Raw genomic sequence first — 13814 nt, 5'->3', positions numbered from 1 at the left:
CTACTCGGGCAGGCGCGGCACGCCGTGCTCGCTACGCTCTTCCACAGCAATTGGCCGCGTGTCCAGCCGCGTCGAGCGTGCGCCCTGCGGCAACGGTTGGGTCGGTTCGCCGCGGGCCAGCGACAAGGCATTGCGATAGCAACGCTGCGCCATCGCCGCATCGCTCTGTCCAGCGTACACGTCGCCCAGCGATTCCCACGCTCCGCTGGTCGGCGACAGCGCGAGCGAGCGCTCCAGATACTGCGCGGCCTTGCCCCAAAGCTGCTGGCGCACGCACATGCGACCCAGCGTGAGCAGCAACGCCGCATCATTGGGATGCGCATCCAGCCATGATTCGGCACGCCGCAGGCGAGCCTCGATGTCGTCGCCACCCAGCGCGCCATAGGTTTCGATCAACAGCGGCGACCATTCGCGACGCAGCGCCGACTCCACTTCGTCCATCGCCGGCAACACCATGCCGAACGAAGCGGACTGGCGCGCATACGCGTCGATCGCCGCGGGCACGCGGCGCTGACCCTTGGGCAGCTGCGACCACATCGTGTTGAGCGCCGCCGGATCCGGCGCGGCGCGCAGCGAAGCGGACAGCACCTGCGCCTCCAGCGTGGCATAGCCGCGTGCGCCGAGCGCGCCGCTCTTCTGCAACGGCTCCAGCGCCAGCCGTGCGCGACGGTGGTCGCCGCTGGCCAACGCCGCCAGCGCCAGTTCGCGCCAGCCGCCCGGCGTGAGGTTGCCAGTGTCGGCATCCGGCGCCAGCAGGTTCACCGCCTCGGCCGGCTTGCCCTCGCGGCGCAGCACGCGCGCACGCAGCACGCGGGCGGCGCGCGGCGCAACCTGCGCCGCCTCGTCGAGCGTGGTCAATGCGCGCGCATTCTCACCACGGCGCGATGCGGCTTCGGCGGCGGCGAGCAAGGAGGGACCACGCAGCATGTCCAGGCGCGAGGCGCGATGCAGGTCGCGCTCGGCGTCACCGTGACGGCCCTCCATCAGCGCAAGCAGGCCCTCGCCCATCTTGCGGCGGCTGAGCCGGCGATGACGGCGCGAAACCGCGCCGAACGGCCAGCGCACGGCGAACCACAGCGCGCCAATCACCGCCCAGGCCCCCAGCAGGATGATCACGGCGGCGACTACCGTCGTCTCGGCCTGCCAGCCACGCAACTGCACCAGCACGTAACCCGGGTCCTCGGCCACCCAGTGCCAGCCGAAAGCGGCCAACGCCGCGAGGATTACCAGCAACAGAATCGAACGCCACAGCTTCATGGCTTGACCCCGGCCGGCGCACTGCTGCTGCCGGCAGGCTTGAGCGCATGCACCGCGCGCAGGTTGCGAAGTTCGTTCAGGGCCGAGCCCAGTTGCACCGGCGAGGCGGTTGGCTGGGCCAGCAGCGTCGCCAGTTGCGCGCGTGCCTGCTGCACCGCCGGCGAGGCGCCATCGAATTGGTGGGCGATACCCGCATCGGCGCGCTTGAGCGCGGCCACGTAGGCATCGCGATCACTGGCCAGCAGCGCGGCCTGCGCTTGGGCCAGGTCGATCGAGGCGAGCTCACGCGCGAAGCGCGCATCGGCCACGGACAAGGGGGCGCCGTTGGTGCGCTGTACCTTCACCACGCTGTCCAGCGCCGAGGCGATGCGCGACCAGGCATCCGCGCTCGCGTTGGCGGCCGGGGTGTCCAGCGGCTTGAGCGGCAACTGCGCCATGCCCGCGCGCAACGCGGTAAGCGTCAACAACGCGGCATCCATCGCCACGGGCTGGCTCTTGCCCAGCGCTTCGCGTTCGGCGCCGATGCTCTGGCGCAGGCCGGAGAAGGCGCCATCGTCCACCGCCGCGAGCGTCTGGTCAGCCAGCGTATACGCGGTCAAGGCGCCCTGCGCATCGTGGAACAGCTCGTAGCGTTCCTTGGCCATGCGCAGCAACGACTCGGTTTCATCCAGCAGCATGGCGTCATGCGCGGAAAGCGTCTTCTCGGACAGCTTGGCGACGGCATCCTCGAGGTTGCGCGTACGCTCGGCCTGGCTCAGCAACTCCTCGCGCAGCGAGCGATTGACCTGATCGGCATCGCCCAGGCGCTGGCGCAGCAGGTTGCGTTCGCTGTTGCTGGCCGTCGCCGCGCTCTCGAGGGTATCCACGCGCACCCTGAGGCCATCAAGCACGGCGCTGCCGGCCGCATTGCCCTGTTCCTGTTGCCACTGGCGCCAGCCGATGTAGCCGGCGCCACCCAGCGCGGCGAGCGAAAACAGCAAAGCCACGGCGAGCGTGCTGCTGCCGCGGCGCGCCGGCGCCGGGGCACGTGAAGTGGAGTCCGCGCGAGGACTGGCCGCCGCGCCCATGGGAGAAGTGGAGTCGTCTTGGCTCATGGGCGCCATGCTAACAGCCCGCGATGGCGGCCCTGCATCAAGCCCGCGTGAAGGTGGCCGTTGGCGATCAGGTTTCGCGTTCCCGCTCAGCGCGCAGCCGCGGCCAGCATGTCTTCGCCGACGGCCGACGCCGCCAGCGCGATGTGCTCGAAGCCCGCCGCGCGTGCGGCCTGCGCCAGTCGCTCGCTGCTCGCCACCGCCACCGTGCGACGCAAGGCGGCGAAGGCATCGGCGGGCAATCCCGTGCGCAGATTGTCCAGCGCTTCGGCGCTGGACAGCAGCACGCGGGCGTCGACCGGCAGCGCGCGCACCGCATCCAGCTGGCGCCGCTGCCAGCGTGGCGGCGCGCGTCGATACACATGCAACTCGTGCAAACGCGCGGCGCGCATCGCCAGCGCCTCACCGAGCACGCCGCGCCCGCCGGGGGCGCCGACCAGGGTCACCCGCTTGCCGTGCAATTGAGCCAGGGCCGGATGCGCCAACAGCCCCTCGCTGTCCTGCCGCGACTCGGGAGCCAGGGGTTCGTGCACGCCCAGGCGCCGCAGCACGCGCGCCGTGCCCAGCCCGACCGCCAGCACGACGGCATCGGTCCGCAGCGGCGCCAGCCGGGCGGCGAAGCGCGCGGCGGCCGGACTGGTGAACACCAGCACGTCGTCGTCCAGCGCCGCCCGCAGGGCCTCGGCCGCGCCGGCCGCATCGTCAGCGCCGCGCAGCGCCAGGCCCGGCAACAATAGCGGCACGCCGCCACGGCGACGCACCTGGCGCGCCATCGACGAGCCCGTGCCGGCGGGGCGCGTGATCACCACGATCCGACCGTGCAGCGGTGATTCGACCGATGGAGGAGAAGCTGGCACGTGTGACATCGCCCCGCAAAAAGCTGCCGGCAGTGTAACGGCCGCCGGCCCGACGGTCGCCTCCGGGCGGCGAGTGCGTACACTACGCGTTCCCCCGATGTTGCCCGACCCCGATGAGCACGACCGAACGATCCACCCTTGCGCGCAAGCTGGTCACCTTCATGCGCGATGAAATTCCGCTGGCGCAGGCGATGGACCTGCAGTTGCACGCATCCGAGGAAGACCGGCTGGCGATCGCCGCGCCGCTGTCTCCCAACGTCAACGACAAGGGCTGCGCCTTTGGCGGCAGCCTGGTCAGCGCGATGACCCTGACCGGCTGGGGCCTGGTGGAACTGGAGCTGCGCATGCGCGGCCTCGACTGCGACGTGTTCGTGGGCGAGTCGACCGTGCGCTACCTGGAGCCGGTGTGGGGCGATTTCCTCAGCGAGGCGCGGCTGGCCGAAAGCGCGAGCTGGGACACCTTCTTCGCCACCCTGGACGCTCGCGGCCGCGCCCGCATCGAGGTGCTGTGCGACGTCCCGGGCAGCGGCGACAAGCCGGCAGCCACGCTGGAGGCCCGCTTCGTGGCCAAGCGGCGTTCGCCCGACGCCGTATGAAAACGCGGCGGCGCTTGGGCACAATGCAGGCCTAGCCAACAGGGGAAGCCTCATGCGTCGTGTCCTGATCCCGCTTGCCACGCTTTCGATGCTGCTGCTCGGCGGCTGCGCCACCGACCAGCGCAAGGACGCGCTCACCGACACGCTCAACGCCTATGCCGGCGTCGTGCGCTGGAGCGACTACAACGGCGCGGCGACCTTCGTCGATCCCAAGGTGCGCGAGGCCCATCCGGTGAGCCCGCTGGAGATGTCCCGCTACCAGCAGTACAAGGTGAGCGGTTATGACGAGGGCAAGGGACCGACGCACCACGGCGAGTTCGAGGTAAGCCAGGACGTGCAGATCAACCTGGTCAACGTGAATACCCAGTCCGAACGCGTCATCACCGACCACCAGACCTGGCATTACGACGTCGAGGGCAAGCACTGGTGGCTGGTCAGCGGCCTCCCGGACATCAGCCGGCAGTAAGTCCTTGATCCGGGCGGGGCGGCTCACGGCCCCGGGCCATGGCGGCACTGAATAAGTCTGGCCGCCGTCATTCGGTATAATCGCCCGTTCTGTTCAATCCGCGCGGTCTGTCCGCGCCTGCGGAAGACCCCGAATGAGCGATGTCCTGCACAAGCTGCCCGAATTCATCAGCAACCATCTGGCGCTGGTCGCGCTGTTCTTCGCCCTGCTGCTGGCGGTCATCGTGACGGAGATCCTCACGCTGTTCCGCAAGTACAAGGAGCTGACCCCGGCCGGCCTGACCTTGCTGATCAACCGCGAGGGCCCGCTGATGGTCGATCTTTCCGCCTACGCCGACTTCGAGAAGGCCCACGTGCCGGGATCCCGCCACGTCGCGATGAGCCAGTTCGATCCCGAGCACAAGGACCTGGCCAAGGCCAAGGACGTGCCGGTCGTGCTGATCGACAAGGATGGCCGCGCCACCGGCAAGGCCGCCCAGCGTCTGGTCAAGGCAGGCTTCGCCAAGGTCTACGTGCTCGGCGGCGGCGTGCTCGCCTGGCAGCAGGCGCAGCTTCCGGTCGCCAAGGGCAAGAACTAGGAAAACAGGGAAGAGGCGTGAGTAGTGAGATTTGAAGCTTTATCTCTCACTACTCGCTTCTATTCACTCTTTTCTCGCCTTCTGATGCCGGCGCGGCCGGCCAGAATCTGCGCCAGCACATCGGGCGCATAGTCGAACGAGTCGTAGTACAGCCGGTCTTCCGGCAGTCCGGCGTCGACGAACAAACGGCGTCCGGCGTCGATCATCGCCGGCGGACCGCTCATGTAGACGTCGTAGCCGTCGAGCTCCGGCTGGTCCTCCAGCACCGCCTCATGCACCAGGCCCGCACGCAGGCCGCTCTCGGCCGCCTGCTCGGGATCGGAGATCACCGGGTGGAAGCTGAGATCGTGCGCCTGGTGTCGCCAGCCTTCGGCCAGTTCCTGCAGGTACAGGTCCGCCGCATGACGCGCGCCCCAGTACACCCTCATCGGGCGGCGCGTGCCCAGCGCGATGAAGTGCTCGACGATCGCCTTGACCGGCGCAAAGCCGGTGCCGCCCGCCATGAACACCATCGGCCGCTCCGAATCCTCGCGCGGCACGAAGGTGCCCAGCGGACCGTCGATGTGCATCACATCGCCGACCTTCAACGCGTCGGCCACCCATGAGGTGAAGCCACCACCGGCGACCTGGCGCACGTGCAGTTCGATGCTGCCGTCCGGATTGGGGTGATTGGCGATGGAGAACGGTCGGCGGCGATCGCCGTCGAGCAGCACGTCCAGGTACTGCCCGGGCAACCACTGCAGGCGCGCCTGGCCCTCGACCGGTTGCAGCTCCACGCCGATCACGTCCGGCGCCAGCATCCACTTGCGCGACACCACCACGTCGAGCTGGCGTCGCGTGATGTCCTCCACCGAGGTGACCTCGCGCGCCTCGATCACCAGGTCGCCTGCCGGCACCGCCTGGCACAGCAAAATCGCATGCTGCGACGGCGAGGCGCCGCTCAGCGCCACCGGCGGATTGCGCGGGTAGAGGCACTGCCCTTCGATCAGCGTGGCCTTGCAGCTGCCACAGACGCCCGCACGACAGGAATACGGCAGCGCGATGCCGGCGCGCTGGGCGGCTTCCAGCACGGTTTCGCCGGGCCCCGCGGCAAAGCGGCGGCCAGTGGATTGGATGGTGACGGTTGGCACAGGGCGCATTGTCGCGGCGACGGCAGTCGAACGACAATGCGGGTCCGTCCCCGGAGATTCAACCTATGGCCATCTGGAAGCAGGACCCCTCGCTCGAGCGGATCAACGCCTCGAGCGCCAACACCATGATGGAAACCCTGGGCATTCGCTTCACCGAGATCGGTGAGGACTGGCTGCGCGGCACCATGCCCGTCGACCACCGCACCCACCAGCCCTTCGGCCTGCTGCACGGCGGCGCCTCGGTGGTGCTGGCCGAAACCCTGGGCAGCATGGCGGCGATGCTCACCCTGGACCCGGCGCATGAAGTGCCGGTGGGCCTGGACATCAATGCCAACCACATCCGCGGCGTGCGCAGCGGCACGGTGACCGGCACCGCCCGTATGCTGCACATCGGGCGCACCACCCAGGTGTGGGAGATCCGCATCGAGACCGAAGCCGGCGAGCTGGTGTGCATCTCGCGCATCACCATGGCGGTGATTCCGTCCCGCGTGGTGGCGCCGCGTTGAGTTTCGAGCCCTACGCCACGCTCGACCCCGACCGTGTGCTCAACGCGGTCACCGCCTGCGGGCTATGGCCGGATGGACGTCTGCTCGCGCTCAACAGCTACGAAAACCGCGTGTGGCAGGTGGGCATCGAGGACGCCCCGCCGGTGATCGCCAAGTTCTACCGTCCGCACCGCTGGAGCGACGCGGCCATCCTCGAGGAACACGCCTTTGCGCAGGAGCTGGCCGCCGACGAGATCCCGGTGGTCGCCCCGCTGGTGTTCGGCGGGCGCACCCTGCTGCACCACGACGGCTTCCGCTACGCACTGACCCCTCGCCGCGGGGGCCGCGCGCCCTCGCTGGAGTCGACCGAACAGCTCGAATGGCTGGGCCGCCTGATCGCGCGCATCCACAGCGTCGGCGCGCGCCGACCGTTCGAGCATCGCGGCCGGATCGATCGCGCCACGCTGATCGAGCGGCCGATGCTCAGCGTGCTGGAGTCGACGCTGCTGCCGCCGTCGCAGCGCGACGCCTACCGTATCGCCGCCGAACGCGTGGATGCCGCCGTCGACGCACGGCTGGGGGCCGTCGGACCGGTGCGCCAGTTGCGCCTGCATGGCGACTGCCATCCGGGCAACGTGCTGTGGACCGACGGCGGCCCGCACTTCGTCGACCTGGACGACGCGCGCATGGGCCCGGCGGTGCAGGACCTGTGGATGCTGGCCAACGACGATGCCGGCATGCAGGCCCTGCTCGACGGCTATCAGCAGATGCGCGAGTTCGACTTCACCGAGCTGGCCCTGGTCCCGGCGCTGCGCGCCATGCGCCAGCTGCACTACGCCGGCTGGATAGCCGCCCGCTGGAACGACCCGGCCTTCCCCGCCGCCTTCCCATTCGTGGCCGAGCCACGCTGGTGGGAGCAGCACATCGCGGACCTGCACGAGCTGGCCGAGGAGCTCCTGTAGGAGCGCAATCTGTGCGGGACGATCCAGCGCTCCTGTCGCGCATCACGTGACTGTACGGCCCCCAAAGAAACGCCAACGGGGCCCGGCAACAACGACGCATTGATCCGTTAAGGCGACACTGAGCAAGTATCGCCGTCGCCACCCACCCTGTCTGTTCGCACGGCACAGGGCCGTTGGTGAAGGCAGACTGGCTGTCTGTCGAACCAGCGGACCGAAGGCGTGCGGACAGACAGGGCGGGCCCCAACGTATGGAATTCAAAGTGACGGGGTGATGTCTGGAGGGCCCGCCGGCTGCGCCGCACGGCTTGGCAAGATGGCCAGACTTCCCCGCGCCGCACGACACACCCGGCGGGCCCTCCAGACATCATGGCGACGGTGATACTTGCTCAGTGTTGCCTTAAGCTCGCGGCTTTCGACCCGGGGACCGGCACGTGCGCAATTTCCTCTTCCGATTGATCGGCATCCTCGAAGTGGCCGGCGGCTTCATGGGCATGGTCCATATGCTGCAGCGCCTGCTGCCGTTCGGCACGCACGACTCGCTGGTCGCGGTGATTGGACTGGTGCTCTACACCTTCGTGCTGGTGGCGGGCGTGCTGTTGATCGAAGGCAGCGAGCGCGGCGTGTCGCTCTCCAGCTGGGCGCAGTTGCTGCAGCTGCCGCTGATCGCCACGCCCATCCTCAGCTACGCGCTCTACACCGGCGGCTACGTGAATGTGTACGCCACCGTGCACCTGCCGATGCAGCTGTCGATTGACTGGCACTTCGGCAGTTGGGGCTTCGTGCTGGCCGTGGCGGGCCCGTCGGCGTCGCGCCTGGGCATCAATCTGTTGGCGCTGCTGTCATGGCTGGCGCTGCGGATTCGCTAAGCCCCCTGTAGGCGCCCCTCGTCGGGAGGCCCGGGCCGGTACAATGGGCGGATGAGTACCCTCCCCCCCTCCCTCCCCGTCATCCGCCTCAAGACCGACCGCGCCCCCGGCCACCCCTGGGTGTGGTCCGCCCAGGTCCACAAGCCCGAAGGCCGCCTGCCCCCTGGCAGCGTGGTCGACGTGGAGGACGCCAAGGGCCGCTTCGTCGGCCGAGGCTTCTGGAACGGCCATGCGCGCATCGCGCTGCGCCTGCTCACGAGCGACCCGGCCGAGAGCATCGACGCCGAGTGGATCGCCGCCCGCATCGACCGCGCCATCGCACTGCGCCAGGAGCTGCTGCAGCTCGACCGCGTGAGTGACGCCTGGCGCGTGGTGCACAGCGAGGGCGACGGGATGTCCGGCCTGGTGGTGGACCGCTACGCCGACATCCTGGTGATCGAGTATTTCGCCGCCGGCATGTGGCGCTTCCGCGACGCCATCCACGCCGCGCTCAAGCGACATTTTCCCGATGCGCGCCTGTACTGGTTTGCCGAGAACCACGTGCAGAAGCAGGAATCGTTCGACTGCCGCTCGGCCGAGGCGCCCGAGCCGGTGGAGGTGCACGAACACGGCCTGCGCTTCCATGCTGCGCCGGGCTACGGCCACAAGACCGGCTTCTTCGCCGACCAGCGCGAAAACCGCCATCACTTCGCGCGCCTGGCCAAGGGTCGCCGCGTGCTCGACCTGTGCTGCAACGCCGGCGGCTTCGCCGTGCACGCGCTCGCGGCGGGAGCCGCCTCTGCCACCGGCGTGGACATGGATCCGGGCATCCTGGAAATCGCCCGCGCCAATGCCGCCGCCAATGACGTGCCGGTGGCGTTCGAGGCGGCCGACATCTTCGACTGGCTGCGCAACGCCATCGCGCGCGGCGAGCAGTACGACGCGGTGATCCTCGATCCGGCCAAGCTCACCCGCGACCGCAACAAGGTGGTCGATGCGCTGAAGAAATACTTCGCGATGAACCGCCTGGCGCTGGACGTGATCCCGCCGGGCGGCCTGCTGCTGACCTGCTCATGCACGGGGCTGGTCAGCGAGGCGGATTTCCTGGAGATGCTGCGCCGCGTGGCGCTCAACGCCGGTCGCGAGATCCAGGTGCTGCACGTGGCGGGCGCGGGCGCGGACCATCCGTTCCGCAGCGATGTGGCCGAGGGGCGCTACCTGAAAGCGGTGTTCTGCCGCGTGATGTAGCCTGATTGTTCGCTGCCGGAGGAGGTGGGTCATGCTCGATGTCGTCGAAACCATCCGTGACTTCAACGCCGGCCGCGAACCCGAACGCCTCGCGCGCAAGTACACCGCCATGCGCACGGATCCGTTCGTGTTCCTGCGCGGCGCCTGCCACCTTTTCTACGCGCGGCTGCCGCAGGCAAAAGTGTTCGCCAAGGCGCCGCTGACCTGGGTGTGCGGCGACCTGCACCTGGAGAACTTCGGCAGCTACAAGGGCGACAACCGGCAGGTCTATTTCGACCTCAACGATTTCGACGAGGCCGCGCTGGCGCCGTGCAGCTGGGAAGTGATCCGCCTGCTGACCAGCATCCACCTGGCCGCCGGCAGCCTCAAGCTCAAGCGCGAACAGGCCGACCATCTCGTCAGCAGCTACCTCGATGCCTATGCCGAAGCGCTGCGCCACGGCAAGGCGCGCTGGATCGAGCGTGAAACCGCTGAAGGCCTTGTGGGTGACCTGCTGAACGGACTGCGTGGACGACTCCGCCCGCACTTCCTGGACGGCCGCACCGAGCGCAAGGGCAAGCACCGCGTGATACGGCTCGACGGCAAGCGTGCGCTGCCGGTGACGGACAAGCAGCGCGACAAGGTCACCGAACTGATCGGAAAGATCTGCGCCCACGAAGCCGACCCGGGCTTTTACAGAGTGCTCGACGTGGCGCGCCGCATCGCCGGCACCGGCAGCCTTGGCGTGGACCGCTATTCCATCCTGGTCGAGGGCAAGGGTTCGCCCGACGGCAATTATTTCCTCGACCTCAAGCAGGCGATGCCCTCTTCGCTGATACCACACCTCGACGTTGAACAGCCCGAATGGGCCAACGAGGCGGCCCGCGTGGTGGGCGTGCAGCAGCGCATGCAGGCGATTTCGCAGGCCTTCCTGCGAGCCGTGACCATGGGCCGCAAGAGCTTCGTGCTGCGCGGCCTGCAGCCCACCGAGGACCGCGTGGCGCTGGCCCACTGGGACGGCAAGCTCGAACGCCTGGAGTGCGTTCTGGCGGTCATGGGCAGACTCACCGCCTGGGCCCAGCTACGCAGCAGCGGCCGGGAAGGCTCGGCCACGGCCGACGAACTGATCCGCTTCGGCGAAAAGAGCCGCTGGCCCTGGCAGCTGCGCGAGCTGGCGGTGGAGTGCGCCGACCGCACGCGTCGTGACTGGAAGGCCTATGGCAAGGCGTACGACAAGGGCGCATTCAAGGTCGAAACGGCCTAGGGAGCTCGCGAGTGCCCCACCTTCTCAGCCCGTCATCCCCGCGAAAGCGGGGATCCAGTGACGTCGCTCTACGCGCCGACAAAGGCACTGGATTCCTGCTTCCGCAGGAATGACAGTTTGTTGGAGGCCTCCGCTCCATTCCCAGCTTATGAGACCGCAACGCGTACACTTGGCGCCCAGTAAACCCGGGTGCCCTTATGTCCTTGACCGAAACCCTGTTGATCGTGCTCGTCCTCGCGGTGCTGGTCCTGCTCGCCTTGCAGGTGCTGGCGCTGATGCGCCATCGCGACGACGGCAGCCTGACCGCGCGCCTGGACGCGCTCAAGGACGACAACCGCCACCTGCGTGAGGCGCTGGCGCAGGAACAGCGCGCCGGCCGCGGCGAGATCAGCCAGACGCTGTCGCAATTCCGCACGCTGGTGCAGGAACAGCTGGGCGGCATGAGCACGCAGCAGCAAGAACGCATCGGCCACTTCGGCCAGCGCCTGGACGTGCTCACCGAACGCACCGACGCTGGCCTGCAGGCGTTGGCGCAACGCCTCACCGAAGACGCCCGCCACAGTCGCGAGGAACTCACGCTCAGCCTCAGCCGTTTCGGCGAACAACAGCAGCAGCGCCTGGCGGCGCTCACCGCCGACAACGAGAAGCGCCTCAACGAAGTGCGCGCCACGCTGGAGACCAAGCTCAAGGCGATCCAGGACGACAACGCCGCCAAGCTGGAACAGATGCGCGCGACCGTGGACGAGAAACTGCAGACCACGCTGGAGACGCGCCTGGGCCAGTCCTTCGCGCTGGTCTCCGAGCGCCTGGAGCAGGTGCAGCGCGGCTTGGGTGAAATGCAGAACCTCGCCGCCGGCGTGGGCGACCTCAAGCGCGTGCTCACCAACGTGAAGACCCGCGGCATCCTCGGCGAAGTGCAGCTCGGCGCGCTGCTCGAGCAGTTGCTCACCACCGACCAGTACGACGCCAACGTCGCCACCATTCCCGGCAGCAGCGAGCGTGTGGAATTCGCCGTGCGCATGCCCGGTCCGGCTGACGACGCCGCGCTGTACCTGCCGATCGACGCCAAGTTCCCGGTGGAGGACTACCAGCGCCTGCTCGATGCCCAGGAAGCCGCCGATGCCGACGCGGCCGCGCAGGCCGGCCGCGCGCTGGAAGTGCGCGTGCGCGAGGAAGCCAAGCGTATCCGCAGCAAGTACGTGGCGCCGCCGCACACCACCGACTTCGCCGTGCTGTTCCTGCCCACCGAGGGCCTGTACGCCGAAGTGATCCGCCGCCCGGGCCTGTTCGAGACGCTGCAGCGCGAGCACCACGTCACCGTGGCGGGGCCCACCACGCTCACCGCCTTGCTCAACAGCCTGCAGATGGGTTTCCGCACGCTGGCCATCGCAAAGCGCAGCAGCGAGGTGTGGACCCTGCTTGGCGCGGTGAAGACCGAGTTCGGCAAGTTCGGCATGGTGCTGGAGAAGACCCGCAAGAAGCTCAGCGAGGCCAGCAACGTGATCGACCAGGCCAGCGTGCGCACCCGCGCCATCGAGCGCAAGCTGCGCGGGGTGGAGACGCTGTCCGGCGACGAGGCCCGGCAGTTGCTGGGGGACAACCTGCCGGCGCTCGAGGACGGCAGCGAAGACGACGTGGAGGTCTGAACTCCCCGTCGCCCGCCGGCCATCAGGCCGAGGTGCTGACCAGGCTGCCGGTGGTGCTGCTGCCCTCGGCCAGCAGGGCGGTCGCCAGCTCGCTGCTGGCAGTGGCCAGCGCACTCGAGGTGGTCGCCATCTGCGCCTGCAGCCCGGCCACGGTGGCCGTGTCCACCTGACTTTGGCCCTTGCTGTTCTGGGCCTTCTGCAGTTGCTGCTGCTCCTGCGCGAGCTGCTTCTGCAACTGCGCGATCTGACGCTGCAGCGCCTCGATCGTGGTCTCGCTGCTGCTGGAGCTGCTCGAAGTGCTGCCCCCGGCGGCGCCGACCATGCCTGCGCCCGACGCCGACGCGCGCTTCGCCGTGGACGACGAGGCGGACGATGACGTGGTCGACGGGCTGCTCGACGTGGTCCCGGCGATAGTCACGGGGATGCTGGACGTGGTCGTACCGAGGTTGACGTTCATGCGGGGCCTGACACAGGGGGGGGATCGCCAGATTGTCGGCAGCCTTCGCCCGGACTTGAGTCCGACCAACCCCACGAGGCTCCCGCTGACGTTACATCCCATGCATCGGCTGGCGATGCGTGCCGGAGTGGTCACATGAAATCTTCAGCCCTCGTCCTTGTGCTACTGGCTGCGTTGGCCAGCAGCTTCCAGGCCCACGCAGTCGGCCGCCTGGTCGATCTCACCGTGTATGACCGCACCGCGCAGCAGGAGCTGCCGGTCTATCGCTACGACGGCCGCTACTACGTCGCCGGCCAGCCCGGACATCGCTACCAGATCGAGCTGCGCAATCAGGAGGGCGCCCGCGTGCTGGGCGTGCTCTCGGTGGATGGCGTGAATGTGCTGTCGGGCGATACTGCCGACTGGTCGCAGACCGGCTACGTGCTCAATCCGTTCGCCATGGGCGAGATCCTCGGCTGGCGCAAGAGCCTGTCGGAAGTGGCGGATTTCGTCTTCGCCGATGCCTCGCGCAGTTATGCCGCGCGCACCGGACGACCCGACAACGTGGGGGTGATCGGCATGGCGATCTTCCGCGCTCGCCCGCTCATACGACCCATGCCAATGGCGCAGGCCCCGGCACGGGCCGCAGAAGAGGCGACGACGCCAGCGGCGCCGATCGTCACGCCGGCGCCCGGCATGCCGATGGCGGGCAACTCATCGATCGCCAGGGTGATGCCCTATCAGGGCGGACCGATCGGCACCGGACACGGCCAGCGCGAGGGTTCGGTGGTCACTTACACCGCCTTCCAGCGAGCCTCGGACACGCCAGACGACGTGGTCACGCTGTATTACGACACGCGTGAGCGCCTGATCGCCCAGGGTGTCATCCCGGGGTCGTATCCGCCCGTCCCGTCGCGGCCTGATCCATTCCCGGGGCATTTTGTTCCCGATCCGCGCTGACTTCGTTCAAAGAAC

At 68.6% G+C, this 13814-nt stretch carries 16 protein-coding genes; 11 read left to right on the top strand and 5 right to left on the bottom strand.

Annotated elements, in window-relative coordinates:
• From DVT68_RS18140 to DVT68_RS18130, 3 genes are all read right to left on the bottom strand, one after another.
• Window positions 1-1257: a heme biosynthesis HemY N-terminal domain-containing protein gene (locus DVT68_RS18140; RefSeq protein WP_114826608.1), complete on the bottom strand. Its 1257-nt coding sequence runs from the start codon at window positions 1255-1257 to the stop codon at window positions 1-3.
• Window positions 1254-2351, bottom strand: coding sequence for a uroporphyrinogen-III C-methyltransferase (locus DVT68_RS18135; protein WP_114826643.1), 1098 nt, complete (start codon window positions 2349-2351; stop codon window positions 1254-1256). The genes DVT68_RS18140 and DVT68_RS18135 overlap by 4 nt, the downstream gene beginning before the upstream one ends.
• An 86-nt stretch (window positions 2352-2437) precedes the next feature.
• Window positions 2438-3214: a uroporphyrinogen-III synthase gene (locus tag DVT68_RS18130; protein ID WP_114826607.1), complete on the bottom strand. Its 777-nt coding sequence runs from the start codon at window positions 3212-3214 to the stop codon at window positions 2438-2440.
• A gap of 104 nt (window positions 3215-3318) precedes the next feature.
• On the opposite strand from DVT68_RS18130, the gene DVT68_RS18125 reads away from it, so the two are divergent.
• The 3 genes from DVT68_RS18125 (at window position 3319) to DVT68_RS18115 (ending at window position 4844) form a co-directional block, all read left to right on the top strand.
• Complete coding sequence (locus tag DVT68_RS18125; RefSeq protein ID WP_114826606.1) at window positions 3319-3801, top strand: YiiD C-terminal domain-containing protein; 483 nt, start codon at window positions 3319-3321, stop codon at window positions 3799-3801.
• 52 nt (window positions 3802-3853) lie between these two features.
• Window positions 3854-4267 carry a hypothetical protein gene (locus DVT68_RS18120; protein WP_114826605.1) on the top strand — a complete coding sequence of 138 codons (414 nt, stop codon included), beginning with the start codon at window positions 3854-3856 and terminating at the stop codon, window positions 4265-4267.
• Window positions 4268-4400: 133 nt separating this feature from the next.
• Window positions 4401-4844 carry a rhodanese-like domain-containing protein gene (locus DVT68_RS18115; RefSeq protein ID WP_114826604.1) on the top strand — a complete coding sequence of 148 codons (444 nt, stop codon included), beginning with the start codon at window positions 4401-4403 and terminating at the stop codon, window positions 4842-4844.
• Between the two features lie 59 nt (window positions 4845-4903).
• Here DVT68_RS18115 and DVT68_RS18110 read toward each other — a convergent pair whose 3' ends face one another.
• Window positions 4904-5983 (bottom strand): 2Fe-2S iron-sulfur cluster-binding protein, encoded by a 1080-nt coding sequence (locus DVT68_RS18110; protein WP_114826603.1) that lies wholly within the window; start codon window positions 5981-5983, stop codon window positions 4904-4906.
• Window positions 5984-6039: 56 nt separating this feature from the next.
• Between DVT68_RS18110 and DVT68_RS18105 the strand changes: the two genes are divergently transcribed.
• The 6 genes from DVT68_RS18105 to DVT68_RS18080 all read left to right on the top strand — a co-directional run bounded on the left by DVT68_RS18105 (window position 6040) and on the right by DVT68_RS18080 (window position 12403).
• Window positions 6040-6480: a hotdog fold thioesterase gene (locus tag DVT68_RS18105; RefSeq protein WP_114826602.1), complete on the top strand. Its 441-nt coding sequence runs from the start codon at window positions 6040-6042 to the stop codon at window positions 6478-6480.
• Window positions 6477-7421, top strand: a complete 945-nt coding sequence (locus DVT68_RS18100) for a serine/threonine protein kinase (protein ID WP_114826601.1) — start codon at window positions 6477-6479, stop codon at window positions 7419-7421. Before DVT68_RS18105 ends, DVT68_RS18100 begins: the two co-directional genes overlap by 4 nt.
• A 431-nt stretch (window positions 7422-7852) precedes the next feature.
• Window positions 7853-8287: a hypothetical protein gene (locus DVT68_RS18095; RefSeq protein WP_114826600.1), complete on the top strand. Its 435-nt coding sequence runs from the start codon at window positions 7853-7855 to the stop codon at window positions 8285-8287.
• A 51-nt stretch (window positions 8288-8338) separates the two neighbouring features.
• Window positions 8339-9514, top strand: a complete 1176-nt coding sequence (locus DVT68_RS18090) for a class I SAM-dependent rRNA methyltransferase (protein WP_114826599.1) — start codon at window positions 8339-8341, stop codon at window positions 9512-9514.
• Window positions 9515-9545: 31 nt separating this feature from the next.
• Window positions 9546-10757: a DUF2252 domain-containing protein gene (locus tag DVT68_RS18085; protein WP_114826598.1), complete on the top strand. Its 1212-nt coding sequence runs from the start codon at window positions 9546-9548 to the stop codon at window positions 10755-10757.
• A 197-nt stretch (window positions 10758-10954) separates the two neighbouring features.
• Complete coding sequence (locus tag DVT68_RS18080) at window positions 10955-12403, top strand: DNA recombination protein RmuC (protein ID WP_114826597.1); 1449 nt, start codon at window positions 10955-10957, stop codon at window positions 12401-12403.
• A 22-nt stretch (window positions 12404-12425) separates the two neighbouring features.
• Here the strand turns inward: DVT68_RS18080 and DVT68_RS18075 are convergent, their stop codons facing one another.
• Window positions 12426-12725 carry a hypothetical protein gene (locus tag DVT68_RS18075; RefSeq protein ID WP_199536138.1) on the bottom strand — a complete coding sequence of 100 codons (300 nt, stop codon included), beginning with the start codon at window positions 12723-12725 and terminating at the stop codon, window positions 12426-12428.
• Here DVT68_RS18075 and DVT68_RS20585 point away from each other — a divergent pair.
• Together DVT68_RS20585 and DVT68_RS18070 are read left to right on the top strand one after the other, a co-directional pair.
• Window positions 12724-12999: a hypothetical protein gene (locus DVT68_RS20585; RefSeq protein ID WP_199536137.1), complete on the top strand. Its 276-nt coding sequence runs from the start codon at window positions 12724-12726 to the stop codon at window positions 12997-12999. The genes DVT68_RS18075 and DVT68_RS20585 overlap by 2 nt on opposite strands.
• Complete coding sequence (locus DVT68_RS18070; RefSeq protein ID WP_114826595.1) at window positions 12996-13799, top strand: hypothetical protein; 804 nt, start codon at window positions 12996-12998, stop codon at window positions 13797-13799. Before DVT68_RS20585 ends, DVT68_RS18070 begins: the two co-directional genes overlap by 4 nt.
• Window positions 13800-13814: the final 15 nt, after the last annotated feature.

Origin of the sequence: Dyella solisilvae, from assembly GCF_003351225.1 — a bacterium.
Lineage (GTDB): Bacteria > Pseudomonadota > Gammaproteobacteria > Xanthomonadales > Rhodanobacteraceae > Dyella > Dyella solisilvae.
The sequence above is the reverse complement of the archived record's forward strand: the minus strand, read 5'-3'. Positions and strand labels throughout refer to the sequence as shown.

What these genes read in the sequence shown, in the direction of transcription:
- DVT68_RS18140 (WP_114826608.1), bottom strand. Translation starts at nt 1,257, where the DNA reads ATGAAGCTGTGGCGTTCGATTCTGTTGCTGGTAATCCTCGCGGCGTTG.
- DVT68_RS18135 (WP_114826643.1), bottom strand. Translation starts at nt 2,351, where the DNA reads ATGAGCCAAGACGACTCCACTTCTCCCATGGGCGCGGCGGCCAGTCCT.
- DVT68_RS18130 (WP_114826607.1), bottom strand. Translation starts at nt 3,214, where the DNA reads ATGTCACACGTGCCAGCTTCTCCTCCATCGGTCGAATCACCGCTGCAC.
- DVT68_RS18125 (WP_114826606.1), top strand. Translation starts at nt 3,319, where the DNA reads ATGAGCACGACCGAACGATCCACCCTTGCGCGCAAGCTGGTCACCTTC.
- DVT68_RS18120 (WP_114826605.1), top strand. Translation starts at nt 3,854, where the DNA reads ATGCGTCGTGTCCTGATCCCGCTTGCCACGCTTTCGATGCTGCTGCTC.
- DVT68_RS18115 (WP_114826604.1), top strand. Translation starts at nt 4,401, where the DNA reads ATGAGCGATGTCCTGCACAAGCTGCCCGAATTCATCAGCAACCATCTG.
- DVT68_RS18110 (WP_114826603.1), bottom strand. Translation starts at nt 5,983, where the DNA reads ATGCGCCCTGTGCCAACCGTCACCATCCAATCCACTGGCCGCCGCTTT.
- DVT68_RS18105 (WP_114826602.1), top strand. Translation starts at nt 6,040, where the DNA reads ATGGCCATCTGGAAGCAGGACCCCTCGCTCGAGCGGATCAACGCCTCG.
- DVT68_RS18090 (WP_114826599.1), top strand. Translation starts at nt 8,339, where the DNA reads ATGAGTACCCTCCCCCCCTCCCTCCCCGTCATCCGCCTCAAGACCGAC.
- DVT68_RS18085 (WP_114826598.1), top strand. Translation starts at nt 9,546, where the DNA reads ATGCTCGATGTCGTCGAAACCATCCGTGACTTCAACGCCGGCCGCGAA.
- DVT68_RS18080 (WP_114826597.1), top strand. Translation starts at nt 10,955, where the DNA reads ATGTCCTTGACCGAAACCCTGTTGATCGTGCTCGTCCTCGCGGTGCTG.
- DVT68_RS20585 (WP_199536137.1), top strand. Translation starts at nt 12,724, where the DNA reads ATGCCTGCGCCCGACGCCGACGCGCGCTTCGCCGTGGACGACGAGGCG.
- DVT68_RS18075 (WP_199536138.1), bottom strand. Translation starts at nt 12,725, where the DNA reads ATGGTCGGCGCCGCCGGGGGCAGCACTTCGAGCAGCTCCAGCAGCAGC.
- DVT68_RS18070 (WP_114826595.1), top strand. Translation starts at nt 12,996, where the DNA reads ATGAAATCTTCAGCCCTCGTCCTTGTGCTACTGGCTGCGTTGGCCAGC.